General features: G+C 59.5%; 22 protein-coding genes and 2 pseudogenes. 15 read left to right on the forward strand and 9 right to left on the reverse strand.

Going from position 1 to position 24,051, the window contains the following annotated elements; genetic code table 11:
- Nucleotides 1–3 precede the first annotated feature (3 nt).
- Entirely contained in the window at nt 4–1,317 is a 1,314-nt protein-coding gene (locus IF199_RS13785; RefSeq protein ID WP_192560764.1) for an S-type pyocin domain-containing protein, read from the reverse strand.
- A gap of 278 nt (nt 1,318–1,595) precedes the next feature.
- Here IF199_RS13785 and IF199_RS13790 point away from each other — a divergent pair, with 278 nt between their 5' ends.
- From IF199_RS13790 to IF199_RS13835, 10 genes are read left to right on the forward strand one after another with little or no spacing between them, the layout of a single operon-like run.
- Nucleotides 1,596–2,213, forward strand: a complete 618-nt coding sequence (locus tag IF199_RS13790) for a transposase (protein WP_371858329.1) — start codon at nt 1,596–1,598, stop codon at nt 2,211–2,213.
- A gap of 55 nt (nt 2,214–2,268) precedes the next feature.
- Nucleotides 2,269–3,864 (forward strand): ShlB/FhaC/HecB family hemolysin secretion/activation protein, encoded by a 1,596-nt coding sequence (locus tag IF199_RS13795; protein WP_192560765.1) that lies wholly within the window; start codon nt 2,269–2,271, stop codon nt 3,862–3,864.
- Between the two features lie 14 nt (nt 3,865–3,878).
- Complete coding sequence (locus IF199_RS13800; RefSeq protein ID WP_192560766.1) at nt 3,879–5,678, forward strand: DUF2341 domain-containing protein; 1,800 nt, start codon at nt 3,879–3,881, stop codon at nt 5,676–5,678.
- 11 nt (nt 5,679–5,689) lie between these two features.
- Entirely contained in the window at nt 5,690–6,115 is a 426-nt protein-coding gene (locus tag IF199_RS13805) for an ExbD/TolR family protein (RefSeq protein WP_096821810.1), read from the forward strand.
- Nucleotides 6,116–6,118: 3 nt separating this feature from the next.
- On the forward strand, nt 6,119–6,823 hold the full coding sequence (locus IF199_RS13810; protein WP_192560767.1) for an energy transducer TonB family protein: 705 nt from the start codon (nt 6,119–6,121) through the stop codon (nt 6,821–6,823).
- Nucleotides 6,824–6,862: 39 nt separating this feature from the next.
- Nucleotides 6,863–8,560 carry a putative porin gene (locus tag IF199_RS13815; RefSeq protein WP_096821812.1) on the forward strand — a complete coding sequence of 566 codons (1,698 nt, stop codon included), beginning with the start codon at nt 6,863–6,865 and terminating at the stop codon, nt 8,558–8,560.
- 17 nt (nt 8,561–8,577) lie between these two features.
- Nucleotides 8,578–9,207 carry a DNA repair protein gene (locus IF199_RS13820; protein ID WP_192560768.1) on the forward strand — a complete coding sequence of 210 codons (630 nt, stop codon included), beginning with the start codon at nt 8,578–8,580 and terminating at the stop codon, nt 9,205–9,207.
- Between the two features lie 29 nt (nt 9,208–9,236).
- A complete protein-coding gene (locus tag IF199_RS13825) occupies nt 9,237–9,704 on the forward strand; it encodes a YbjN domain-containing protein (protein ID WP_192560769.1) in 468 nt (155 codons plus the stop codon).
- Nucleotides 9,701–10,648 carry a peptidylprolyl isomerase gene (locus IF199_RS13830; protein WP_192560770.1) on the forward strand — a complete coding sequence of 316 codons (948 nt, stop codon included), beginning with the start codon at nt 9,701–9,703 and terminating at the stop codon, nt 10,646–10,648. Before IF199_RS13825 ends, IF199_RS13830 begins: the two co-directional genes overlap by 4 nt.
- 39 nt (nt 10,649–10,687) lie before the next feature.
- Complete coding sequence (locus IF199_RS13835) at nt 10,688–11,665, forward strand: LysR family transcriptional regulator (RefSeq protein WP_192560771.1); 978 nt, start codon at nt 10,688–10,690, stop codon at nt 11,663–11,665.
- Between the two features lie 72 nt (nt 11,666–11,737).
- Here the strand turns inward: IF199_RS13835 and IF199_RS13840 are convergent, their stop codons facing one another.
- Both IF199_RS13840 and IF199_RS30585 read right to left on the reverse strand, forming a co-directional pair.
- A complete protein-coding gene (locus tag IF199_RS13840; protein ID WP_192560772.1) occupies nt 11,738–13,462 on the reverse strand; it encodes an Ig-like domain-containing protein in 1,725 nt (574 codons plus the stop codon).
- Nucleotides 13,463–13,638: 176 nt separating this feature from the next.
- Nucleotides 13,639–13,737 (reverse strand): annotated as a pseudogene (locus tag IF199_RS30585) (DUF6124 family protein); the annotation flags it as partial.
- Nucleotides 13,738–13,885: 148 nt separating this feature from the next.
- On the opposite strand from IF199_RS30585, the pseudogene IF199_RS30590 reads away from it, so the two are divergent.
- Nucleotides 13,886–13,981, forward strand: a pseudogene (locus IF199_RS30590) (GNAT family N-acetyltransferase); the annotation flags it as partial.
- A 77-nt stretch (nt 13,982–14,058) separates the two neighbouring features.
- Here IF199_RS30590 and IF199_RS13850 read toward each other — a convergent pair.
- The 4 genes from IF199_RS13850 to IF199_RS13865 all read right to left on the reverse strand — a co-directional run bounded on the left by IF199_RS13850 (nt 14,059) and on the right by IF199_RS13865 (nt 18,292).
- Nucleotides 14,059–15,336 carry a hypothetical protein gene (locus IF199_RS13850; protein ID WP_192560773.1) on the reverse strand — a complete coding sequence of 426 codons (1,278 nt, stop codon included), beginning with the start codon at nt 15,334–15,336 and terminating at the stop codon, nt 14,059–14,061.
- 184 nt (nt 15,337–15,520) lie between these two features.
- Complete coding sequence (locus tag IF199_RS13855) at nt 15,521–15,892, reverse strand: DUF6124 family protein (RefSeq protein WP_192560774.1); 372 nt, start codon at nt 15,890–15,892, stop codon at nt 15,521–15,523.
- Between the two features lie 525 nt (nt 15,893–16,417).
- Nucleotides 16,418–17,737 carry an Ig-like domain-containing protein gene (locus IF199_RS13860; protein ID WP_192560775.1) on the reverse strand — a complete coding sequence of 440 codons (1,320 nt, stop codon included), beginning with the start codon at nt 17,735–17,737 and terminating at the stop codon, nt 16,418–16,420.
- A 183-nt stretch (nt 17,738–17,920) separates the two neighbouring features.
- The gene (locus IF199_RS13865) at nt 17,921–18,292 is read right to left on the reverse strand and encodes a DUF6124 family protein (RefSeq protein ID WP_192560776.1); all 372 of its coding nucleotides are present in this window, start codon (nt 18,290–18,292) and stop codon (nt 17,921–17,923) included.
- A 380-nt stretch (nt 18,293–18,672) separates the two neighbouring features.
- Here IF199_RS13865 and IF199_RS13870 point away from each other — a divergent pair, with 380 nt between their 5' ends.
- The gene (locus tag IF199_RS13870; RefSeq protein ID WP_192560777.1) at nt 18,673–19,182 is read left to right on the forward strand and encodes a GNAT family N-acetyltransferase; all 510 of its coding nucleotides are present in this window, start codon (nt 18,673–18,675) and stop codon (nt 19,180–19,182) included.
- Nucleotides 19,183–19,297: 115 nt separating this feature from the next.
- On the forward strand, nt 19,298–19,789 hold the full coding sequence (locus IF199_RS13875) for a hypothetical protein (RefSeq protein WP_192560778.1): 492 nt from the start codon (nt 19,298–19,300) through the stop codon (nt 19,787–19,789).
- A 47-nt stretch (nt 19,790–19,836) separates the two neighbouring features.
- On the opposite strand, the gene IF199_RS13880 is transcribed toward IF199_RS13875, so the two are convergent.
- Together IF199_RS13880 and ccoN are read right to left on the reverse strand one after the other, a co-directional pair.
- On the reverse strand, nt 19,837–20,058 hold the full coding sequence (locus IF199_RS13880; RefSeq protein WP_096821818.1) for a CcoQ/FixQ family Cbb3-type cytochrome c oxidase assembly chaperone: 222 nt from the start codon (nt 20,056–20,058) through the stop codon (nt 19,837–19,839).
- Between the two features lie 15 nt (nt 20,059–20,073).
- Entirely contained in the window at nt 20,074–21,501 is a 1,428-nt protein-coding gene (gene ccoN / locus IF199_RS13885) for a cytochrome-c oxidase, cbb3-type subunit I (protein ID WP_096821819.1), read from the reverse strand.
- A 324-nt stretch (nt 21,502–21,825) separates the two neighbouring features.
- Between ccoN and IF199_RS13890 the strand changes: the two genes are divergently transcribed.
- Nucleotides 21,826–23,499, forward strand: a complete 1,674-nt coding sequence (locus IF199_RS13890; RefSeq protein ID WP_192560779.1) for a nitrite/sulfite reductase — start codon at nt 21,826–21,828, stop codon at nt 23,497–23,499.
- Nucleotides 23,496–23,975: a DUF934 domain-containing protein gene (locus IF199_RS13895; RefSeq protein WP_192560780.1), complete on the forward strand. Its 480-nt coding sequence runs from the start codon at nt 23,496–23,498 to the stop codon at nt 23,973–23,975. Before IF199_RS13890 ends, IF199_RS13895 begins: the two co-directional genes overlap by 4 nt.
- Nucleotides 23,976–24,051: the final 76 nt, after the last annotated feature.

The raw sequence follows: 24,051 nt of genomic DNA on the forward strand, positions 1-24,051 counted from the left end.
TCCTTAATTCTGATGTACGTCAATGTGGTTTCGAGGTGTGTTAACTCGCATGTTATCGACGTCGTAAACCGGACCACCCTCTGAAATCAGCTCCACGTGATGTATCTCATGCGAGATCCTTGAGCCTGCCACATCCGAAATATCGACACGCGGGGCTTTTCCTGCTCGCATACGATCCAGATCCCTGCGCGAAAACTGGGAACTCAATTCCGGCCTTTTCGATACGGCGGTCCAGAACGCTCGTCGGAATGCATCGAAGCTGGAGAAACGACGTCCTCTTAATTGACTGGCCATATTGGTTGGAATTGGCGCTCCGAGTCCGGAACGGGCAGTGTCGAGCCATCGTCCCTCCACATCCTCACCCACCCCCGTCACAACCCCCGGCTCATACCGCGTGCTGAGCACCACATAAATCGGTGCCAGCCCCGCATCCGCCGGAAACCAGACGATTGCGTCGTGATAATCCGGCGGATGCTGCGGATTGACGAGGATGCGGTCAGTCTTCTCGCCCGGCGGATAGACCCAGATCGTCGGCAGCGGCGGAGCGCCTTCCAAGGCTGGGATGGGTGGCGCGTCGTCGGGATTGGCGGCAGGTGTCCAGATCAGGCCGATGCCGTGGCCGAGGTCGGCGACGAAGTGTTCGCCTTCTCGTTGCGCCTTGATGACCGGGACGAACTCCCAGTCTTTCTTGCCTCCCGTGTAGAAGCCGTAGGCGCTGATTGAGCCGTCGGGCAGTGTCTTGGCACTGAAGCGCACACGGGTGCGGCCGCTGGCGAGTAGTGCGTATTGTTCGGTTGTGTAAAAAGCGCTGTCGGACGAGGTATCCGTGTTGGGGATCAACAACGCCAGCGTGCCGACGGTACTGGCGCCACTCAACAGGCTGAGCCCGAGCGAACCGCCGAGCCGCTGGGCCAGCGCCCGACCGCTTCCGGAGCCTGCCGCCCATTTCAATGGCACGCCTTCAGCGCTGATCGGTACCTGACTGCCGAGAACGGCCCACTGACCGTACTCGGCCAAGCGTTCGGTCGGGATGAAACCGGCCGGATTTTTGTGATCTATCACGCCGTCCGGAAGGTTGCAGCTTTTGGCGAACACACAACCCCGGCCGGGCGCTTGCGGACGCTGCTCGACCTGGCGCAAGTGCCGATCTTCATACGCCTGCTGGCGGGCGATCATTGCGTCGTAGGTCGCTTCTCGGGCTTTGAATTCGGCGAACTCGGTCGACGTCATGTCCCGTGGGACAAGCCTGCCGTGTCCGGCGCCGCCATTGCCGCCCCGGTCTTCCCAGACCTGAGGAATGTCGTTGTCCCGCGCCATGGTTGTTTTTCTGCATGTAACCGAAGAGGCGCGAAACCTAACCGGGCGGCCCCTGACCTGGCGTTAGGACGTTTCCTAAATGCAGCGCTGAAATTTCCTGTTTCGCGGTGTTGCTGCAGCTTCCTCAACCCTCACCGGATTTCTGTAATGAAGCTTTTATGACAAAAGTTCGGTAGCACATCGCCAGTCCGGTCATGCCTATGTAACGCGCTTGAGGGGCCCAACAGGGCGCTTTTCACAAGCCGAGGCGGGACGCCGGGAGTGAGGCAATGGGGACTATGGAACGCTACTCGAAAGTGGGCATGCAGGAACTCGATCAACGCCTGTCGAAGATCGTCGAAGCCGCGCGCAAGAAGCCGGTTTCGGTGTATCGCTACGGCGCGCCGTGGGTCTGGATCGTGTCGCAGGATGACTGGCAGGGCGCCTTGAAAGAGGTCTCCAGCTACATTCCGCCGGGGCATTCGCTGGTGCTGCTGCGCCCGCAGATCGATGACCTGTTCGACGCTCACAGCGATCTCCTGCACGACCTCAACGCCCAGCCCGGCATGCTGATCCCGGCGCAAACGGTCATGCACATCCTGCTCCTGCAACTGCTGTATTCGGTGCCCAGCGAGCAGCAGCTCTACGAACAGCTCAATTACAACCTGCTGTTCCGCTGGTTCGTCGGCCTGGGCCTGAATCAGAAAGTCTGGAGCTTCAACGTCCTCAGTCGCGACATCGCCATGCTGCTCAACGAGCCGCGTGCGGTGCAGCTCATCCAGAAAATCATCGGTGAAGTGTTCTGCGGCGCGCTGCTGCAAATGCCCGAGTTCTCCTTGAACTTCGCGCTGCTGCACACCTGGCTGGGCAAACACACCGGGGCCTGCACTTCAGCAATCAAGAACGCCAGTAACTGACGCACACGCAAGGCGCATGAGCGCCAACAGGTCATCGCGAATTTCAGGGGGTAGTGTGGATCAGATTTTCACGTCACGGCTGGCGCTGTGGGGCTGGCTGCTGGTGACGGCCGGCGCGCAGCCGGCGTTCGCCGAGGAGGCCGAAAACACAGCGGCGCAGCGTCTGGTGGACGTCAACGAATACTTCGTGCGCGGCAACACCGTGCTCGATGCGCGGGCGATCGAAGAAGCGGTGTATCCGTTTCTCGGCCCGCAAAAAGCCTTGAGCGACATCGAAGGCGCGCGGGACGCCTTGCAGAAGGTCTATCAGGAACGCGGCTATCAATCGGTGTTCGTTGAACTGCCGGAGCAAGCGGTGGCCGACGGCATCGTCTACCTGCAAGTCAGCGAAACCAAGGTCGGCCGGGTGCGGGTGGTCGGCGCCAAACACTATTCGCCGCTGGATATTCGCGACAACGTCCCGGCTCTCAAAGAAGGCGAAGTGCCGGACTTCGCCAAGGTCCAGGGCGAACTGGCGCAACTCAACAAGACCCCGGGCCGCCAGGTGATGCCGCTGGTTCGCGAAGGCCAGCGCCCCGGCACCATGGACGTGGACCTGCAAGTCGAAGACCAGAACCCGTGGACCGCCAGCGTGGGGCTGAACAACGACTACAGCGCCGATACCGAAAAACTCCGCGCCGTCACCAGCCTCGGCTACAACAACCTCTGGCAACTCGGCCACAGCATCAACCTGACTTACTTCACCGCGCCGCAGGACACCGACAACGCCAAGGTCTGGTCGGGCTCGTACACCGCGCCGCTGACCGAGCGCTGGAGCGTGCAGTTCTCCGGTTACCAGTCCGACAGCAACGTCGCCACCATCGGCGGCAGCAACGTGCTCGGCAAGGGCCATTCCTACGGCGTATCGGCGATCTACACGATCCCGTCCAGCGGCAACTGGTCGAACTCTCTGTCGGCCGGCATCGACTTCAAGGACTTCGACGAACGCCTGACCCTGTCCGGCGAAAGCGACAAGGTGCCGCTGAAATACGCGCCGTTCACCTTCGCCTACAACGGCTATCGCTACACCGAAAAGAGCCAGCTCGGCCTCGGCCTGAGCCTGGTCGCGGCCACCCGCAGCATTTTCGGCTACGGCAGCTCCGACGAAGAGTTCGACTACAAACGCTACCGCGCCAACCCGAGTTTCGCCGTGCTCAAGGGCGACACCAACTTCACCTGGACCTTCGACAGCGACTGGCAGAGCGCAAGCAAAGCCGCGTTCCAGCTGGCGTCGGGGCCACTGGTTTCCAACGAACAATTCTCTGCCGGCGGCGCGACCTCGGTACGCGGTTATCTGGCCGCCGAGCGCACCGGTGATGACGGCGTGCTGCTCAGTCAGGAAGTCCGCACGCCGTCGCTGGCCAAGTACGCCGGCACCTGGATACAGGACTGGCGCTTCTACGCCTTCGCCGAAGGCGCGCAACTGTACCTGCGCGACGAACTGCCGGACCAGGACGCCAGTTACGCCCTGGCCAGCGTCGGCCTCGGCACCCGCGCCAGCCTGAGCAAATGGCTGTCCGGCAGCGTCGACTGGGGCTACCCGCTACTCGAAGGGCCGAACACCTCGAAACAGGAATCGCGCCTGCACTTCAACCTTCAGGCCACTTTCTAACAAGGAGCACTTCCATGCAGCGCCTCTTCCTTTCGTTGTTGATCTGCCTGGGCTTCGTGCTCCCGGCCACGGCTCAGGCCTGGTGGCAGGACGACTGGCATTACCGCAAACAGATCGCTGTCGACACCACGCCGCAGGGCGCCGGGATCAATCAGGCCCTCGGCCGCACCGCGCTGCTGGTGCGTCTGCACACCGGCAACTTCACGTTTGATGGCGTGAAAGAGGACGGCTCGGACCTGCGCTTCGTCGCGGCCGATGACAAGACCGTGCTCAACCACCAGATCGAAAGCTTCGATGCGCTGATGGGCATGGCGCTGATCTGGGTCGATGTGCCGAATGTCGAGGGCGGTCAGCGCCAGGACATCTGGATGTACTACGGCAACCAGAAGGCGCCGGCGACCGGCAACGGTCAGCTCACATTCGATCCGAATTACACCGCGCTCTATCACTTCGAAGGCGCCACCGGCACCCCGGCGAAAGACACCACCGCTTACGGCAACACCGCGCAGAGCGCGACCGGCGCCGCCATTGATGGCGTAGTAGGGCGGGCCTTGCAGTTCAGCGGTCAGCCGTTGCTGCTGCCGGCCAGTCCGTCGCTGCAACATAACGCTGGCAGCGCCTTCACTTTCAGTGCCTGGCTGCGACTGGATCAGGCCAACGGTGAGCAACTGATTCTGGCCCGCCGCGAAGGCGCCAACAGCCTGCTGGTCGGTGTGAATCAGGGCGTGCCGTTCGTGGAAATCGACGGCCAGCGCGCTGTGGCCACACAACCGTTGAATCCGGGCCAATGGCAGCACGTTGCGCTGACCGCCGAAGGCGCGAAAGTGACGCTGTACATCAACGGTCGCGAAGGCGCGGCATTGGCCCAGGCGATGCCGGCGTTCAATTCGGTCATGGCCATTGGTGCTGATCTTTCCCCGAGTGCGTTCCAGCCGTTCGTGGGCGCCATCGATGAGCTGCGCCTGTCGAAAGTTGCCCGTCCGGCGCCGCTGTTGCTGGCCGACGCCACTTCCCAAGGCGCCGAGTCGAAACTGGTTGCTTACGGCGTCGATGAAGAACAGTCCGGCTACGGTTTCGGCAGCCTCGGCTTCCTGCTCAACGCCGTGCCGGTCGATGCCTGGGTGATCATCGCGGTGCTGGTGCTGATGATGTTCCAGTCGTGGATCATCATGCTGCGCAAGAACCGCACCCTCAGCCGAGTGACTGCGGCCAACGAAGACTTCCGCGTGCAATTCGCCAAGGTTGGCACTCGCCTGGAAATGTTCGCCGACGACACGCAACTCGCCCAGCGTCTGCAGCACTCGCCGCTGTGGCGCCTGTATCAGGTGGCGGTGAAAGAGATCCGTACCCGCCGCGAACAGGGCGCCGATACTTCGTCGGTTTCGGCGGCGACCATCGAAGCCATCCGCTGCTCCATGGACGGTGTACGTACCCGGGAAAACCAGCAGCTGAGTTCGAAACTCTCGACCCTGTCCAACGCCATCGCCGGCGGCCCCTACATCGGTCTGCTCGGCACCGTGCTGGGGATCATGGTGGTGTTCCTCGGCACGGCCATGGCCGGCGACGTCAACATCAACGCCATCGCCCCGGGTATGGCCGCAGCCTTGCTGGCCACCGCCATGGGCCTGTTCGTCGCGATCCCGGCGCTGTTTGGCTACAACCGCCTGATCACCCGCAACAAGGAAGTCAGCGCCGACATGCGCGTGTTCGTCGACGAGTTCATCACCCGTCTGGCGGAGATGCACGGCGAAGGCCAGTCCAGTGAAGCGGCGCATCAGCGCGGTCATCACGCCAACCATTCCGTACCGGCCTGAGGAGCACTGACATGGCGTCCGTAAATGCCTCCCACGACGATGACGAAGATGCCGCAGTGGACAGCATCAACATCACGCCACTGGTGGACGTGCTGATGGTGGTGCTGGTGATGTTCATCCTCACCGCCACCGCGCAGGTCTCCGGGATCCAGATCAACTTGCCCAAGGCCAGCGCCGCTGTGTCGCTGTCCGAAGCCAAGACCAAGGCGATTTCGGTCAACGACGGCGGCCAGGTGTTCCTCGACGCCTACCCGGTGACCTTGCCTGAGCTGGAAGAGCGCCTGCGCATCGAGAAGGCACAGAACCCGGACTTTCCGGTGATCGTGCGCGGTGACGCTACGGTGCAGTACCAGAAGGTCATCGAAGTGCTGGATCTGCTGCGCCGGCTCGAACTGTCCCAGGTCGGTCTCGTCACCGGCAAACCGAGTCAGGGCTGAGTCATGACCGCACAACTTCCGATCGAACCGCTGCCGGTGAAGCCGTCGCCCTTGCGCTATGCGAAGTGGGGCGCCGGGCTGGTTCTCGCCGCACTCGCCGCGTGGTTCCTGTGGCAGTGGGCCAACGACATGAGCGGCATCCGCCGCGAAGCGCCGAAAGTGCCGACGATCATCCCGTTGCCGCCACCGCCACCTCCGCCGCCGGAAAAACCGCCGGAGCCGGAAACCCCGGTGGAAGAAAAAGTCGTCGAGCCGGAACCGACGCCCGAACCGCAAGAGGTCAAGCCCGAGGAAGAAGCGCCACCATCGCCGGCAGACGACCTGGCCAACCCGATGCAAATGGACGGCGACGCCCAGAGCGGTAACGACGCCTTCAACATCGGTGCGGGCAAGGGCGGCGGCATGGCGGGTGCCGGTGGTGGGCGCGTAGGCAATGGCACCTACAGCCAGTTCCTCGCGTTCACCTTCCAGAAGCTGCTGCGCGAGAACCCCGACCTGCGCAACCTCGCGTTTTCGCTGCAGGCCGATGTGTGGCTGAGCAGCGTCGGCGAGATCACCCGGGTCGAGCTGATCAAGTCCAGCGGCAACCCCGAGATCGACAGTCAGGTGCTGGCGGCCTTGCGTAACGCGCCGCATCTGAGCGAACGGCCGCCGGCCTCCATCACCTTGCCTGTGCGCATGTCCCTGCAAGGGCGGCGTCCGGGTTAACCGAATTCATAAAGCTGTATGAAAAGGAGTTGTGTGCAGATGATTTCCAACGTGAATCGATTGTCCCTGGCAGTCGGCATGGTCATCGCGACCCTGGTCGGTCAGGCCGCGGCAGCGCCTGCGCCCTCGGAGAACGCCACGATCAATCTGATCCGCTTGCTGGTCGAGCAGGGCATTCTGAAACAGGACAAGGCTGACGCACTGATCGCCCAGGCCCAGAACGAAGCGGCCCAGGCCAAGCAGGCTGCGGCGTCTACCGCTGTGGCAGCCGGGCCGGTCGCAGCACCGGGCGATGTGCGGGTGCAATACGTGCCGGCCGCGGTGCGCGACCAGATCCGTGATCAGGTCAAGGCCGAGGTCATGGCCACCGCCAAGCAAGAAAACTGGGCCGCGCCCAACACCTTCCCGGACTGGGCGTCGCGCATCAGCTTCGACGGCGACATTCGTCTGCGTGACGAATCGCGCTACTACTCGGGCAGCAACAGCAACGAAATCGTCGACTTTGCCAAACTCAACAACAACGGCCCGTACGACGTGAACCCCAACAGCAGCACCGCATTGCCGCCGTTGCTCAACACCCGTGAAGACCGTACCAACCTGTTCCGCCTGCGCGCCCGGCTGGGCATGAAAGCGGTGATTTCGCCGGAATGGACTGCCGGTATCCGCATCGGCACCGGCTCGGACAACAACCCGGTGTCGACTACCCAGAGCCTTGGCGGCGGCTTCGCCAAGAAAGACATCTGGCTCGATCAGGGTTACCTGACCTGGAAGCCGTCGGATGAACTGACCCTGACCGGTGGCCGATTCGCCAACCCGTTCATGTCCACCGACATGCTGTATTCCAACGACCTGAACTTCGATGGCGTGGCGGCGATTTTCGACCACAAACTCAGCAGCGACTGGGGCGTGTTCGGCACCATCGGCGCGTTCCCGGTGGACTACACCAACGACACCACCACCAGCAACGGCTTCGACAAGGAAGAAAGCGACAACAAGTGGCTTTATGGCGGGCAGGTCGGCGCCAAGTGGGCGATCAACAGCAACAACCGCTTGAAAGGTGCTTTGGCTTACTACCGCTTCCAGGACATCCAGGGTCAGCGCTCCAGCCCTTGCGAGCCGTGGGCCGGCGCGCCGGGCTGCGACAGCGACGGCACCCGTGCGGCGTTCATGCAGAAGGGCAACAGTGTGTTCCTGCTGCGTGACATCACGCCGAACCCGCTCAACCCGAGCACCACGCCGCAGCCGCAATTCGTTGGCCTGGCTTCGGAGTTCAACCTGCTGGACCTGAACCTCGTGTGGGACGCCGACCTGCCGGAAGACTTCAAGCTGCGCACCCAGGGCAACTACATCCACAACCTCGGCTACGACGAAGGCGACATGCGCAAGCGTGCGGCCGGGCAACTGGTCAACAACCTCGACAGCAACGGCAACATTGAAAGCGGCGCCAACGCGTGGATGGTTCAGTTCACGCTCGGCAGCGCGCTGGAGCTGAAGAAGCAGGGCGACTGGAATATGTTCGCCGGCTACAAGTACATCCAGCCTGACGCCTTGCCGGACGGTTTCAACGACTCGTCGTTCCACCTCGGCGGCACCAACGCCAAGGGCTATTTCCTGGGTGGCAACTACGGTCTGGCGAAGAACGTCTACGCCACCGGCCGCTGGATGAGCACCGAGGCGGTGTATGGCGCGCCGTTCGACATCGACGTCTTGCAGCTCGAGATCAACACGCGCTTCTAAGGCGCCGGGAGAGGGTTATGAACGCGCGATTTTTAGTGTTGGGTCTGGGCTTGATAGTCGCCAGCGGGGCCAGCGCCGAAGGCATGGAGGAGCGTCTGCGCACTCAGTTGCGCAGCACCACCCAGCAGCTGCAAACCCTGCAAAGCCAGCAGGCCCAGGCCAGCGCCGCGCAGCTGGCGGCGCAGAACGAAGCCAAGGCAGCGCAGGCGCAAATCAAGCAGTTGACCGCCGAACTGGCCAAGGCCAAAGGCGTCGCCGAGCAACTGGCCGGGCAGCAGCAAAGTCTGTACAGCCAGGCTCAGGCGCAGGTGGCGGCGAGTAACGAGCAGACCGGCAAGTTCAAAAAGGCCTATGACGAGCTGCTGGTCATGGCCCGTGCCAAAGAGGCAGAACGGTCTAAGCTTCAGGCGCAATTGACTGAACGTGACACACAAGTGCAGCAATGTTCGGTCAAGAATCAGCAGATGTACGGCGTGGCCAAGCAGATTCTCACCGCCTACGAAAACATCGATGTGGCCGAGGTGATGAAAATCCGCCAGCCCTTCGCCGGGAGCGCCCGGGTCAAGTTCGATGAACTGGCTCAGGGCTTCGGCGATGAGCTGTACAAGACTCAATTCGATGCGCCGCAAGCCGCGATCGCGCACTGATTAAAAGACTCATAAACAAGGAAGAAGTAATGACTCAATTGATCTCCCACGTCTCCCCGCAATCCCTGACCGACGTACTGCAAGCCGCCGGTTATCGCGTCAACCAGACCGAACAGAACGGTATCGTCCAGTTGCTCAGCGCCAGTCAAGGCATCGGTTACGCGGTGCGTTTCGGCAACCCGGCGGTGGCGGAGCAGGGCAGCTACGTCGACTTCACCTTCAGCTGCGCCTTGCGCGTGCAGGGTGAGTTGCCGGCCGGTGTGGCCGAGCAGTGGAACGCGACCCGCCGGTTTGCCCGGTTGTCGTTGCAGGGCGAGTTTCTGGTGATGGAAATGGACGTGGTGGTGGCCGCTGGCGTCAGCAGCGATTACCTGCGTGGCAACCTTGAATTGTGGGATCGCCTGCTTCAGGAGTTCATTGTTTACCTGCGTGATTTCACCCAGAACGCTGCCGTCGCCCAGGCTCCAAAGGTTGAGCAAGAGGAAGTCGCGCTGTGACGAAACCTGCCATGGTAATCAGCGCCGCTGCGGTGGCGCTGTTGGTGGTGGCCGTGGCGCTGGTGGTGCGGCCGGGCAATGACCCGGTCGCTGCCCAGCAACCAGCGCCGGTCATTGCGGCGAATGCCGGACCGGCGGTGGCGCGGCTGGGCAATCAGCAGGTGTCGCCGGAGGAGTTGCAGGCGCTGCTGGCGGCCGTACCGCCGCAGACCCGCGAGCAATTGCGTGGAAATCGTGAAGCGCTGGAGCGCTGGATTCGTTCACGCCTCGCCGAAAAGGCCGTGCTGGAGCAGGCCGATGCCCAAGGCTGGGCGCAGCGTCCGGACGTGGTACGGCAAACCCGCGCCGCCACCGAGCAGATCGTGTTCCGCGACTATTTGCAGTCGGTGAGCAAAGTGCCGGCGGATTACCCGAGCGCCGCCGAGTTGCAGCAGGCGTATGACGCGGGCAAGGCCAATTGGCAGACGCCGGCGTTGTATCGGGTGAGCCAGATTTTCCTCGGCGTGAATGAGCCGCAGAATCTTGACGCTGTGCGCAAGCAGGCGGCGGAGTTGAGCAAGAAAGCACAGGCGAGCCCGGCGGAATTTGCAGCGCTGGCCAAAGAGTTTTCCCAGGATCGCCTCACCGCTGAACGCGGCGGCGATACCGGCCTGCAACCGTTGCAGCAGCTGGTGCCGGAAGTGCGTGGCGCGGTGGCGCGGCTCAAGGTCGGCGCGGTCTCCGAACCGGTGCAAAGCAGCGCCGGTTTTCACGTGATCAAACTCACCGAACAGCAACCGGCCCGCACCGCGACCCTCGACGAGTTGCGCGATCAACTGACCCAGGCCTTGCGGGCCCAGCGTCAGGAACAGATCGCCCAAGCGTATCTGGACGGCATGCTCAACACCGCGACGCTGAGCATCGACGGGGCCGAGCTCAACAAGGTGCTGGAGACCAAACCTTAAGCGCTGCACACCAAAACAAAGATCGACAGGGAGTCATCGATGTCATTCACCGAACCCGCAGCACGACAGAGCAGCGCCGATTTCCGCTGGCCTCAGGACAAGGACGAACCCTGGCTGGCGCAAGCGGCGACCCTCGACGGCGACGTCGCCCAATACTTTCTGGTCAGCGCCCGTTGCGGCTGCTTCATGCAGGCCGCCCGCAGCCTCAACGTGCGCTCGACCCTGCTGCGCAAACAACTGGCGCAGCTTGAACAGCAACTGCAATGCGCGCTGTTCAGCTTCCAGGGCAGTGCCTTGACCCTGACCCGCGAAGGCCAGCAATTGCAGGCGCAACTGGTTGCCCTGGCCCACGAGCGCAAACTGCCGGTGATCGAGCAACCCTTGATCAGGCTGGCGGTCGCCGAATCGATCCTGCACGACATCCTCGGTCGTGACCTCATCGCACTGCTGCGCCGCAACGCCAGCGTACGCCTCGAGATCATCGCCCTCGACAGCGAACTGGCTCTGCGCGCCGTCAGTGCCGACATCGTGCTCTGGCTCGCCCACGGCGACACCCCGCACCCCGGCCCGACCTTCGCCACCAGCGAACCGCAACACCTCGCGCAACTGGAATACCAGCCGCACATCGCCAAACGCTATTCCCGCGTGACTGCACGCCCGGAAAGCCCCGATGACCTTGCCGATTTCATGCTGGTGCAATGGCAGCATGACCGGCAGATCGACAGCTTTCGGCCGTGGAATGAACTGGTCGAACAGCGGTTGGCGGGCGTGGTGCAGATGCAGTCCTATGAGCTGATGCTGGAGATGATTCGGTGCAGTGCGTGCATCGGGTTGTTGCCGATGTACATGAGCCGGTTTGATCGCGGGTTGGTGGCGTTGCCGGGGTTGTTTGACGAGGCGATGCGGTTGCAGGCTTGGTTGGCGGTGAATTCCGCATCGCAGGGTGTGGCTGAAGTGAAGGCGTTGGTTGAGCTGATTCAACGAACATTTAGTGAACGTCGGGAGTGGTTTGAATAACCGCGTAAAAGGGCGGACTTATTTGATTAAATAAATCCGTTCCCTTGTTCTATTGTTCTACTGTGTTTGCACTCAAACCTTCACATAGAGGAATCGCCAGGAATAAATACTGTCCTGATATGTTCTGGATTCATTGGTCCAGATGAAGCCCCAGTGCTCGCCAGGCCCTCCAACAGTGGAAGTCAAAGTGGCTGAACTCTGACCCACTATCTGAAACTTTGCTGGTACAAAACTGCGATAGATTGATTGAATTTCAGCCAGCGTAAACAATCGGCCCCCCACGGCATTGAGGTATGGCCCGATCTCGGCCCATTTTCGATGAGGAGCGCTAGACCAATATACCGGTATAGCAGTACCCGAAGTGGTGACGGTATAGCTTTTTGTCTGGTTGGCCGAGTCTCTGGCGGTAATGATCGCAGTACCATTTCCTCTGGCATAACTTCGCCCGTTGCTGCTGACCGCTACAATTTCGTCATCACTGGAGTGATAGGAAATGGTGCCTGCACCGCCCGTTGCAGGTCGGTCGATTGAAGTACCGGGATTAGGGTGTGAAGGAAACCCATAATCTCCCAGGTCGGGCGTCACCCTCGGTGTCACGTAATGTCGAGAACCGGACAGAAACACTGGCGTGGTATCCATTTTCAGTTCAGGTAATCCAGTCCCCACGACCTGCGCTTCGGCGGTTTTGGAAATCCCAATGACTCTACCTGCCCTGATTTGTTCAAACTTGACCTTCACCTGACTGTTGGCAGCCACCTTCATATTGGGTATTTGCCAGGAAAACTGCCCCGGGACATTGCTGATTGGAAAAGTCTCGTCATGGGTGGCGACTACAGTGTCGTTCAGCCACGCCTCGAACGTTAGATGAATCTGGTCCCCCGCCTGCCAGATCGAAGGAATCAGGTGAATCAGCGCCCACAACGGCCCGCCATTCATCTTGCCCAGATCAACAATGGCCGGATCGTCACCGTTGTCTCCGAGGATTTCCTGAAGGATGGTTTCCACCAGTTCTGCCCAATCCAGATGCACATTAACCACACAGTCCTTCGACCAGAATTCCTGCGGGTTGAATACTCCGTTCGATGACGTGCCGGAAAAGTCGTCTATCTGACTGATGACGTTGTACTTGAATATGAACTGTGGGTTGTTGTGGGCATGGGTGAAATCGGCAGTTTTGTAGGTCAAGACCACTGGTTTGGTTTCGGGATTTGGATCCTGCGCAGTTGGCACGAGCCGATGGGTGAGGGTTTTACCGCCATAGTTGATCGTCAACAGGTCATACAGTTGCTTGCCCGGATAATCCATTGTCACGATCACGCCCGCTGCTGCTTCGGCCGGGCCGATACTCTTCGGGGTGACATCAATTCTCAGCAACGAGTTGCCAGGGTTCGGGTCCGTGTCATTGCCGGCAGGGTCAACGAGGGAATGCAGCACGCGCAGCTCTGCCGATTTTTCATTGCCCGACTGGCGCTGGAGGTTGACCTCCAGGGTGTTGACTCCGTCCAGGAACATGTTCATCGGCACGAGAAACTCAAGCGGTGAGTTCGTATCCACGGTGGTCTGGGCCGGGGTCGGCACAGGCAAGCCATTGAGGTAAATCCGTCCGGTCTCGTTGCGTACCTGACCAAGATAAGGCCCAAACACCACCAACAGGCCCTTAGGGTCCGCGTAGTAATTGAGCCGAGAGAGTCCTACCTGGGCGACCGGGTGAATGATCGGGTAGGTCTGGCTTGGAATATAGGGCGGTGTCAGTGCCAGGGCGACGATGGGGCCGCCGCTGGATGCGGGATTGTTCATGGCACGCAACTCCTTGGTGATTGATGTGCCATGAAACCCCTGTGCGATCCATTTCGACTACTGTCAGATCTGACAGGTGAGACTGGTTTTAAGACGGGCGGTCATCAATCGGAGTCGTCCATATGCTTCCCGAAGTTAGAAAGACAGCCCGCAGAGGGCCGTTTTGGTTTCACCACTTAGTCGCGCGGCTCAGCCTTCAACTCCAGATTATCCAGCGCTCGATTCACCGCCAGTTCCCCCAGCATGATCAATTGCGCAATCCCCAACAGCACATGCAATAAAAAAGGGGACGGATTTATTTAATTATATTTAATTAATAAATCTGTCCCCTTATTCTCTGCTTATTCTCTAAGCAGTCATGGCGAATCCGTGAAGAAGCGGTTTACAGTGACCGGCCACGCACTGATCCAGGAGGGATCTTTCATGCCTGAGCACAACCCCGCCATTCACCTCGAACGCTTCAACGAATCCCACGTCGAGGGCATCACCGCGCTCTATAACGACCCGGCCGTAATTAAATAAATCTGTCCCCATTGTTTTGTTGTTTTGATTGTTTTAAACAGCATCTGGCGGCGACGCCGGGGCAGTATCGGGGATTACCTGGGGACAATAGTCAAAGCTCTTACCTTGTCCGCACTGGTTAATGGAATAGTAGTAGCTCCTATATACGGATACGAACCTCCCGTCTCCCAGAGCAAGATCTGAATGCTATTGAGACTGGGAATATCGAAATTGCAACAAGCCACACTCCGGCCAGCCACGTTATCAAATAGATCAGGCAACGGATTGACCAGATCAAGAGCAGCCAGATTCGACACTGCAGTATCTACCAAGCCACCGACGCTTCTTATCCAGGCCAATGCTTGAGCAGGGCTCATTGACGACTTGTTGACCAAAAGCTGATATTTGTTGGATACCTCAACGGGATAGGAATCGCTCTTGCCGTTGGCAGCAGTCACGGTGATTAACGTGCTACCGGTCTGGCCACTAGTAACCGTACCGCTTGCATCGACTTGTGCGACCAAGACATTCGCTGAGCGGTATTGGAACGGAGCCTGCCCCGCGATCGGTATCCGTCGTTGTGGAGCTTCAGTAACTACTTTGGTGGCCCAACCATATGAGTTCTTGTAAACCGGAGTGTCCATATGCATTGGGGTTTTATCAATGACCAATTCTTGTTGCTGATTTGCACGAATATCAATAAACGACGTCGCCGACATATTGCTGTTGGTCAATTGATCGACCACCGTGGCACTGACCGGGTGGTTACCGTCACCGATCTGCTGAAGGTCAGTGACTGTCAGGGGATAAAGGATCGGTTTGGTGTGATCGAAGTTGGTAAGCGTGATGCTCCAGTTGCCGATGGTCAGCGTCACGGTTCCGAAGGGGCGTGGGTAGCTGATGGTGATGGTGATTGGTCCCGTTTGTCCTGGGCCAATGCTGGCCGGATGGCTGACCGTGATACCGGAGACCGGGTTGTTGAATAGCACATTCAGTGTCGGGGTGGATTGATCTTTATTACCGCTGACCCGGGTGACTTCGTAGTACAGCGTATTGAGGCCATCCTTCAACACTCCCCAAGGCAACTCCATAAAAAAGCGGTCGTTCTCTTCGCCCGGCTTGATAGGCTTGATCACGGATGTCGCCTGGCTGTTTACCCACAGCTTTACGGAGTCACCTGCTGCAAAGGGAGTGGAAAACAACGTGACCGGGTCGATCACCATGAAGAGTTTGGTGGATGGCGAATGAATGCTTTCGGGAATGCCGAGATGGTAGGCCCCTGGCGGTTGCAGGTTTTCTACTGCGCCGGGAATGGCCATCGGATATAGCTGGAGCAAGGCGCTGATTTGTGTCGAATTGACGTTGATGCTCATGTAGTTCTCCTGCCGCTCGGTAAATAGCCATCTTCGGGACGAAGTTCATGACACCGCGAAAGAGGAGCATCGTCACCTGTCAGATCTGACAGGTGAGTGTGATTTCAAGACGAATGGTCATCGGTAAACAGTTTTCCTGCAGATACAAAAACGGCCCCGTAAAGGGGCCGTTTCGGTTTCTCACTCAGACGCGCGGCTCAGCCGCCAACTCCAGATTATCCAGCGCCCGGTTCACGGCCAGTTCCCCCAGCATGATCAATTGCGCAATCCCCAGCAGCACATGCCGATGCGAGCCATCCACCAGTCCGGCGAAGTCGGTGGCCATGGTTTTGGCCGAGGTCAGGGTCTCGCAGGCGTCGGCCAGCAGTTCTTCATTCGGGATGCCGGGGGCGATGAGGTAGCGGGTGTTGGGTTTGAGCAGTGGTTTTCTGGGGTGGAACGGATTGAGGTAGTGATCGAGGGCGCGTTCGGCGGCTTCGTGGAATTTCTTGGAATCGAGGGTTTCGTAGGGCGAGGTCGGGTCGGTTTCGGATGGATTGGGTGTCGGTTTGATCATTGTGAAGCTCCTTGAGAAATGGAGCCGTCATCCACCGCTGCTAAACGAATGGGGTGGCGGCTGTACGCGGGTTAGCAGACCAGGCTCAAGGATCCCGGCGCACCGAAGTGCCCCACGCAAGCCGCCATAAAACAGAAATGGCGAAACCAGCGTGCCTTGAAATTAACCGAGCTGCTAAACCCGATCGCTGATTCGTCAGCGACCCGAAAACGATAGAGCCGGCCCTCAAGGCGCACAAGCCGGCGGATTCTGGCGGATGCGTAGGCAATGGCGCAAGGCGTTGTGGCTTGCCGGACGTTTCGGTCAACGGCTTTAAACAGTCATGGCGAATCCGTGAAGAAGCGGTTTACAGTGACCGGCCACGCACTGATCCAGGAGGGATCTTCAACCCCGCCATTCACCTCGAACGCTTCAGCGAGTCCCCCGTCAGAATCAAATAAATGCGTCCCCTTTTGTTTTTTTGTTCCTCTTTTGTTCCTTTCACCTCGAGCGCTTCCGAATCAACTCAATGAGTCCTTCTTTGTTTCAAGTCCGCACGTAGACAATTGCTTTTGCTTTGTGGACAGGATCCGGAAACTGACCTGGATCCAAGGCATGACCTGCACCAGCGATGACTGTTGAATTATTCGCCTCCCACCAACCAAAGAAGTTCTTCCCTGGAAATGAAGGATGAGCAACCACGTACCCCCAGCGACGTCCCGGCTCACCTATTGAATTGAAGAAAGCCTGTCTTACATCAACAAGATTGGATTGAAGTGCGTCAGACAAGAATGGGAGTGCCGAATTCATAGTCCCGCCCAGACTGGCGGCCCAGTTGTAGGCCTGTTCGCACGTAAGTAGTGCATCGTTGACATACACTCGAATGACGTTTGAGACGTTGATCGGGTACGAAACCTTTGCGCCCTTAGCGTCCGTAACTTCAATGATAGCCTGTCCGTTTTGCTCTCCGGTGACTTCTCCAGTTGCTATCGCAGTGGCTACCAAAGGATTACTCGAGGTGTAGACGTAAGGTTCCACTCCACCTGTTGCTGAACGAATGGCAGAGTTACCGGGCACCTTCTTGGTCAACCATCCATAGTTTTGAATTATTTTTGGTCCATTCAGCACCATCAGGGACTGATCAATAGCCAGCGGAGCTTGGTTGGCGCGAATTTCAATATCGGTATCCGTCGAGACACCGGCGTTATCCAACTGATCAATAGCTATAACACTGACCCGATGCTTTCCATCGCCGATCAGACTGAGTTCGGCGGACGTCAGCGTATGGTTGATGGGGGAGGTCAGATTGGTAAACGTGATACTCCAAGACCCTATCTTCAACGTGACCTTACTGTGGAGGGGCATATAACTGATGTTGATGGTGATTGCACCCGTCTGTCCCGGACCGATGAATGCGGGATGGCTGACGTTGATGCCGGTCGGTGCCGGGGAGCCGATGATCGGGTTGTGGTACAGGACATTCAGTTCCCGCGAGTCGTTGAAGTTGCCACTGACGCGTTTGACTCTGTAGAAAATTTTATTGATGCCGTTAATAAACCAGAGTGCCGGGACAAGCAGGAGAAAACGGTCGTTTTCTTCCCCGGGGTAGATCGTTTTGGATACCCCGGTTGGGGAGTCATTAACGTATATCTCCGCCACGTCATAAGGCGCCATGGTCCAGTTCTTCATTTCGGTAAAAGGCTCGATCACCATTTCAACACCCGGAGATGCGGACGCAGCTTGGGACAGGCCTCCGTCAGGGATCGGCGGCCCCGGCTGCTCCGGCAGCACGGGAGTTTTCCACCTTGGCAGGTACACTGGAAACAACACGAGGGCCGCGGTTACCGATTGAGACTGAAGGTTCATGGATTACTCCTGAGGACGGGCCTTGAGCCATATGAATTCGAAATTCATAAAGCCTCGAAAAGAGAGCATCGTCACCTGTCAGATCTGACAGGTGAGTGTGATTTCAAGACGAATGGTCATCGGTAAACAGTTTTCCTGCAGATACAAAAACGGCCCCGTAAAGGGGCCGTTTCGGTTTCTCACTCAGACGCGCGGCTCAGCCGCCACATCCAGATTATCCAGCACCCGATTCACTGCCAGCTCACCGAGCATGATCAGTTGCGCAATCCCCAACAGTACATGCCGCTGCGGCGCATCGATCATCCCGGCGAAATCGCTGGCCATGGTTTTGGCCGAGGTCAGGGTTTCGCAGGCGTCGGCCAGCAGTTCTTCGTTTGGGATGCCGGGGGCGATGAGGTAGCGAGTGTTGGGTTTGAGCAGCGGTTTTCTGGGGTGGAACGGATTGAGGTAGTGATCGAGGGCGCGGTCGGCGGCTTCGTGGAATTTCTTGGAGTCGAGGGTTTCGTAGGGCGAGGTTGGATCGGTTTCGGGCGGGTTTGGCGTTGGTTTAATCATGATTGAATCTCCAGAGTCATGGAGCCGCCACGATTCGCTGCGATACGAAGGGGTGGCAGCTATACGCGGGTCGCAGACCGGGACTCTAGAACCGGCAGACCCGAGGGTCTCCCACGTACAGCCGCCATAAAACTGGAGGATGTTGTGCGTCTAGAGATCGCGGGCTGCGAGACCCGATCGCTGATTCCTCAGCGACCCGGAAACGATAGAGCCGGCCCTCAAGGCGCACAAGCCGGCGGATTCTGGCGGATGCGTAGGCAATGGCGCAAGCCGTTGTGGCTTGCCGGACGTTTCGGTCAACGGCTTTAAACAGTCATGGCGAATCCGTGAAGAAGCGGTTTACAGTGACCGGCCACGCACTGATCCAGGAGGGATCTTTCATGCCTGAGCACAACTCCGCCATTCACCTCGAGCGTTTCAACGAATCCCACGTCGAGGGCATCACCGCGCTCTATAACGACCCGGCCGTGACCCGGCAGGTGTTGCAGATGCCGTTTCAGACCACCGAGGTCTGGCGCAAACGCCTGGCGCCGGACAACGAGCGGGTGGTGCAACTGGTGGCGCTGCATCAGGGTGTGGTGATTGGCAATCTGGGGCTGGAACAGTTTTCACGGATTCGCCGCAGTCACGCCGGCAGTGTCGGCATGGCCGTTGCGGTGGCGTGGCAGGGCAAGGGTGTCGGTTCGAAGCTGTTGGTGGCGGCGCTGGACGTGGCGGACAACTGGATGAATTTGCACCGGGTCGAGCTTTCGGTGTACGCCGACAACGAGGCGGCCATCGGCCTCTATCGCAAGTTCGGTTTCGAAACCGAGGGCCTGTTCCGCGATTACGCCGTGCGTGACGGGCAATGGGTCGACACCCTGAGCATGGCGCGTCTGCGCAAACGCTGACCTTCTGTCCGTCAATGGCTGACGAGGCGACCGTGCAGGCAAATGACTTGTACGGTCGTCATCGGCATCTGCCATGCTCAAAGTCCGCAGCACCGCTCCTTGAAGGAACACCGCAATGGACGACGTACAGCAACTGGGCGAAATGCTTCGCCACTATGCCGACAGCGAAGCGCACAAGAAGCAATTGTTCGAGACCCAGTCGGCGACCTGGGCTACACGGATCAACGAGTTGTTCGGGCAGATTCAGCAATGGCTGGCACCGGTGCAGGCGCCGGGTTTGCTGGAGGTGAGTCGGGAAGTGTACGTGGCGTTCGGGCCGAGCATTCCGGTTGAGACGTCAACCTTCAAGACTGAAAAACTGAGCATCCTGATTGCTGGCAAACCGGTGGAGTTCGTGCCGGATGTGATGGGCAGCGGTGGGCAGATTTCGCTGGCGGTGATGGGGCTGACGGCGGCGCGGTACGGGAGTATTTCGCTGGTGGGGCTACCGGGCGGGGAGTGGCAGTGGCGCAAGACCAATGGGTTGAAGGATCCGGATACGTTTGTGTTTGATGCGAATTTTCTGGCGCAGCAGCTGCAGAGCCTGATTCCGCGCGATCGCACCTAGGGCCAAATCGATCCCACACCCAGTGTGGGATCGATCATCGGGTGCAATTACATTTCGAGGTTGACCCACCCCGGCTTCGCCACCTCCGGCGCCACCGCTTTCACAGTCTTGCCGGTGGCCAACTCAACCCGCCGCGCCACCTCCGGATCATCGGCAAACGGCGTCAGACTCGCATCATCCAGGCTTTCAGCCGTTTCGTGGCGCAAGCAATACTCCACCGACAGCCACAAAAACAGCACGCCCAACACATTCAAAAAGATATCGAACATGACCGGCTTCCTTGATCAGGCGATCTGCGCTTCACGGTGGGCAATCGCGACATCCGCCACCCGCACGGTGCGCCATACGTTGTAGGCCATCAGCAACATGCCCGTCAGGAAGAACACCCCACCGGCAAACCGCACGACAAACCCCGGATGACTGGCCTGCAACGCTTCGACAAACGAATAGGTCAGCGTGCCGTCCTCGTTGATCGCCCGCCACATCAGGCCCTGCGTAATCCCGTTGACCCACATCGAAGCGATGTACAACACCGTGCCGATGGTCGCCAGCCAGAAGTGCAGGTTGATCAGCGGCGTGCTGTGCATGCGCTCGCGGCCGAAGACCTTGGGCACCATGTGATAGGTCGCGCCGAAGGTGATCATTGCCACCCAGCCGAGCGCGCCGGCGTGTACGTGGCCGATGGTCCAGTCGGTGTAGTGGGAGAGGGCGTTGACGGTCTTGATCGCCATCATCGGGCCTTCGAACGTCGACATGCCGTAGAACGCCAGCGACAGAACCAGGAAACGCAGAATCGGGTCGGTGCGCAACTGATGCCAGGCGCCGGACAAAGTCATCATCCCGTTGATCATCCCGCCCCAGCTCGGCGCCAGTAGAATCAGCGACATCGCCATGCCCAGCGACTGCGCCCAGTCCGGCAGGGCGGTGTAGTGCAAGTGGTGCGGGCCGGCCCAGATGTAGAGGGTGATCAGCGCCCAGAAGTGCACGATCGACAACCGGTACGAATACACCGGCCGATTGACCTGTTTCGGCACGAAGTAATACATCATCCCGAGGAACCCGGTGGTCAGGAAGAAACCCACCGCGTTGTGCCCGTACCACCACTGCACCATGGCGTCGGTGGCGCCGGAATACACCGGATAGGACTTGAACCAGTCCACCGGAATCGACAGGTGATTGACCACGTGCAGCATGGCGATCACCAGGATGAACGCGCCGAAGAACCAGTTGCCGACGTAGATGTGCTTGGTCTTGCGCTGCACCACGGTGGTGAAGAACACCACGGCATACGCGACCCAGACTACCGCCATCCAGACTGCGCCGGAGAATTCGATCTCGGCGTATTCCTTGGTGGTGGTGTAGCCCATCGGCAGGGTGACCAGCATGATCACGATCACCGATTGCCAGCCCCAGAAAGTGAAGGCTGCGAGTTTGTCCGAGTACAGCCGCACCTGGCAGGTACGCTGCACCGCGTAGTAACTGGCGGCGAATTGCGCACTGCCGGCGAAGCCGAAAATCACCAGACTGGTGTGCAACGGTCGCAAGCGGCCGAAGGTGGTCCACGGCAAGTCCAGATTCATGTCCGGCCATACCAGTTGCGAGGCGATCCATACCCCCATCGCCATGCCCACGACGCCCCAGAAAACAGTCGCGATGACGAATTGGCGGACGACCTTGTAGTTATAAGCCTGTCCGATTGTTGCTGTGCTCATGGTCAATTCTTCCACGGTTGCAAAGTCTTGCCAGGCCACCCGGTCTGGCACGAGCTGCACTGTAGAAACCCCGCCAGAAACAAAACAGGCTCAGGAATTGTTCATTTATGCGGATCAGATCGAAGCGCTGCCTGCGGCCATCTGCCGCGCCCTGATACGGTTTTTATGTGTTCAGGTGAATCTGTTGTGCACTGCGCCGTTCGTCCATAGTCAGGGAAAATACTGTGGGAACGGGCGAACCCGAGATAGCGCCAGACGCGAACTGGCGCTATCTCGGGTTCGCCCGTTCCCACAGGAATCTGTGCATTCCTGATGAGGTAGCCGATGTATCAATACGACGATTACGACCGGGCACTGGTGTTCGAGCGCGTTGCGCAGTTTCGCGATCAGGTCGAGCGCTTCATGGCCGGGGAGTTGAGCGAAGAAGAGTTCCTGCCGCTGCGCCTGCAAAATGGCCTGTACATGCAAAAGCACGCTTACATGCTGCGGGTGGCAATTCCCTACGGCACCTTGAGCGCCGAACAGATGCGCACACTGGCGAGCATTGCCAGTGACTACGATCGTGGCTACGGCCACTTCACCACCCGGCAGAACATGCAGTTCAACTGGATCGAACTGCACGAGGTGCCTGACATTCTCGAACGTCTGGCGCAGGTCAACATGCATGCGATCCAGACCTCGGGCAACTGCGTGCGCAACATCACCACCGAAGCCTTCGCCGGGGTCGCGGCGGACGAGTTGATCGACCCGCGTCCGCTGGCGGAGATCCTGCGGCAATGGTCGACGATCAACCCGGAATTCCTGTTCCTGCCGCGCAAGTTCAAGATCGCCATCTGTTCGGCGAAGCAGGATCGCGCGGCGATCATGATGCACGACATCGGCCTCTACCTTTACCCCAGCCGCGACGGCCAGATGTTGCTGCGGGTGATTGTCGGCGGTGGTCTGGGGCGCACGCCGATCCTCGGTCTGCAGATTCGCGACGGTTTGCCGTGGCAGCACTTGCTGTCTTACGTCGAGGCGGTGCTGCGGGTCTACAACCGTCACGGCCGACGCGACAACAAGTACAAGGCGCGGATCAAGATTCTGGTCAAGGCGCTGGGTATCGAGGCGTTCGCCAAGGAAGTCGAAGAAGAATGGCAACACCTCAAGGATGGCCCGGCGCAACTGACTGAGGATGAATACCTGCGGGTTGCCAGCGCCTTTGTGCCGCCGAGCTACTGCACACTGGCGGGCACCGATCTGGATTTCGGCACGCACCTGGCCGACAACCCGGCGTTCGCCCGCTGGGTCGCGCGCAACGTGCAACCGCACAAGGTGTCGGGCTACACCAGCGTGGTGCTGTCGACCAAACCGGGCCTGGCCTCGCCCCCGGGGGACGTGACCGGTTTGCAGATGCTGGCGGTGGCCGACTGGTCCGAGCGTTTCGGTTTCGGCGAAATCCGTATCGCCCACGAGCAGAACATCGTCCTGCCGGATGTGCCCAAATCCGAGCTGTATGCGCTGTGGCAACTGGCGAAAGAGCAAGGGCTGGGCGCTGCCAATGTCGGCCTGTTGACCGACATCATTGCCTGCCCCGGTGGCGATTTCTGTGCGCTGGCCAACGCCAAGTCGATTCCGATTGCCCAGGCGATTCAGGCGCGTTTCGACAACCTCGATTACCTGCACGACCTCGGTGATATCAGCCTGAACATTTCCGGCTGCATGAACGCCTGCGGCCATCACCACATCGGCAACATCGGGATTCTCGGCGTCGATAAGAACGGCAGCGAGTGGTACCAGATCACCCTCGGCGGGGCGCAGGGCAAAAACAGCGCACTGGGCAAAGTCATCGGCCCGTCGTTCAGCGCTGCCGAAGTGCCGCAGGTGATCGAACGGATCATCGGCACCTTCGTGCGCTACCGCGAGAGCGAAGAACTGTTTGTCGATACCGTGGCGCGCATCGGGCTGGAGCCGTTCAAGGAACGGGTCTACCCGAAAGCGCTGGAGGTGTCGGCATGAACAATCTGCTGCGGATGGAGGCGAGCGGGGCGCGGATTGTGCTCGACGATCCATGGACGCTGATCCGCTCGCCTGAAACAGAATTCAGCGCCGGGATGTTGATTCTGCCGCTGGCCCACTGGCTCGAATCACCCTCGACCCATGCAGTGTGGCTGGGCCCGGACGACGGCGTCGAAAGCCTGCTGCCGTGGTTGGCATCGCTGCCGCTGATTGCCCTCGATTTCCCGAGTTTTCGCGACGGCCGCGCCTACAGTCAGGCTTATCTGCTGCGCAGCCGTTTTGGCTGGAAAGGCGAATTGCGGGCGATTGGCGATGTGCTTCGCGATCAACTGAGCCACATGCGCCAGTGCGGGTTCGACAGCTTCGCCGTGCGCGAGGACAAATCCGCCGAGGATGCGCTCAAGGGGTTGGCGGGGATGAGCGTGTTGTACGGGCGCTCCGTCATCGAGCCGCGACCGTTGTTCAGGCGGCGTTGACGCGCTGCCCGCACAGGGGAAACCCTTAGAACCCTTACAAATCGGGGATTTTTCCTTGGGTCGATGGTGGCCTTTT

The organism is Pseudomonas allokribbensis (assembly GCF_014863605.1).
GTDB lineage: Bacteria > Pseudomonadota > Gammaproteobacteria > Pseudomonadales > Pseudomonadaceae > Aquipseudomonas > Aquipseudomonas allokribbensis.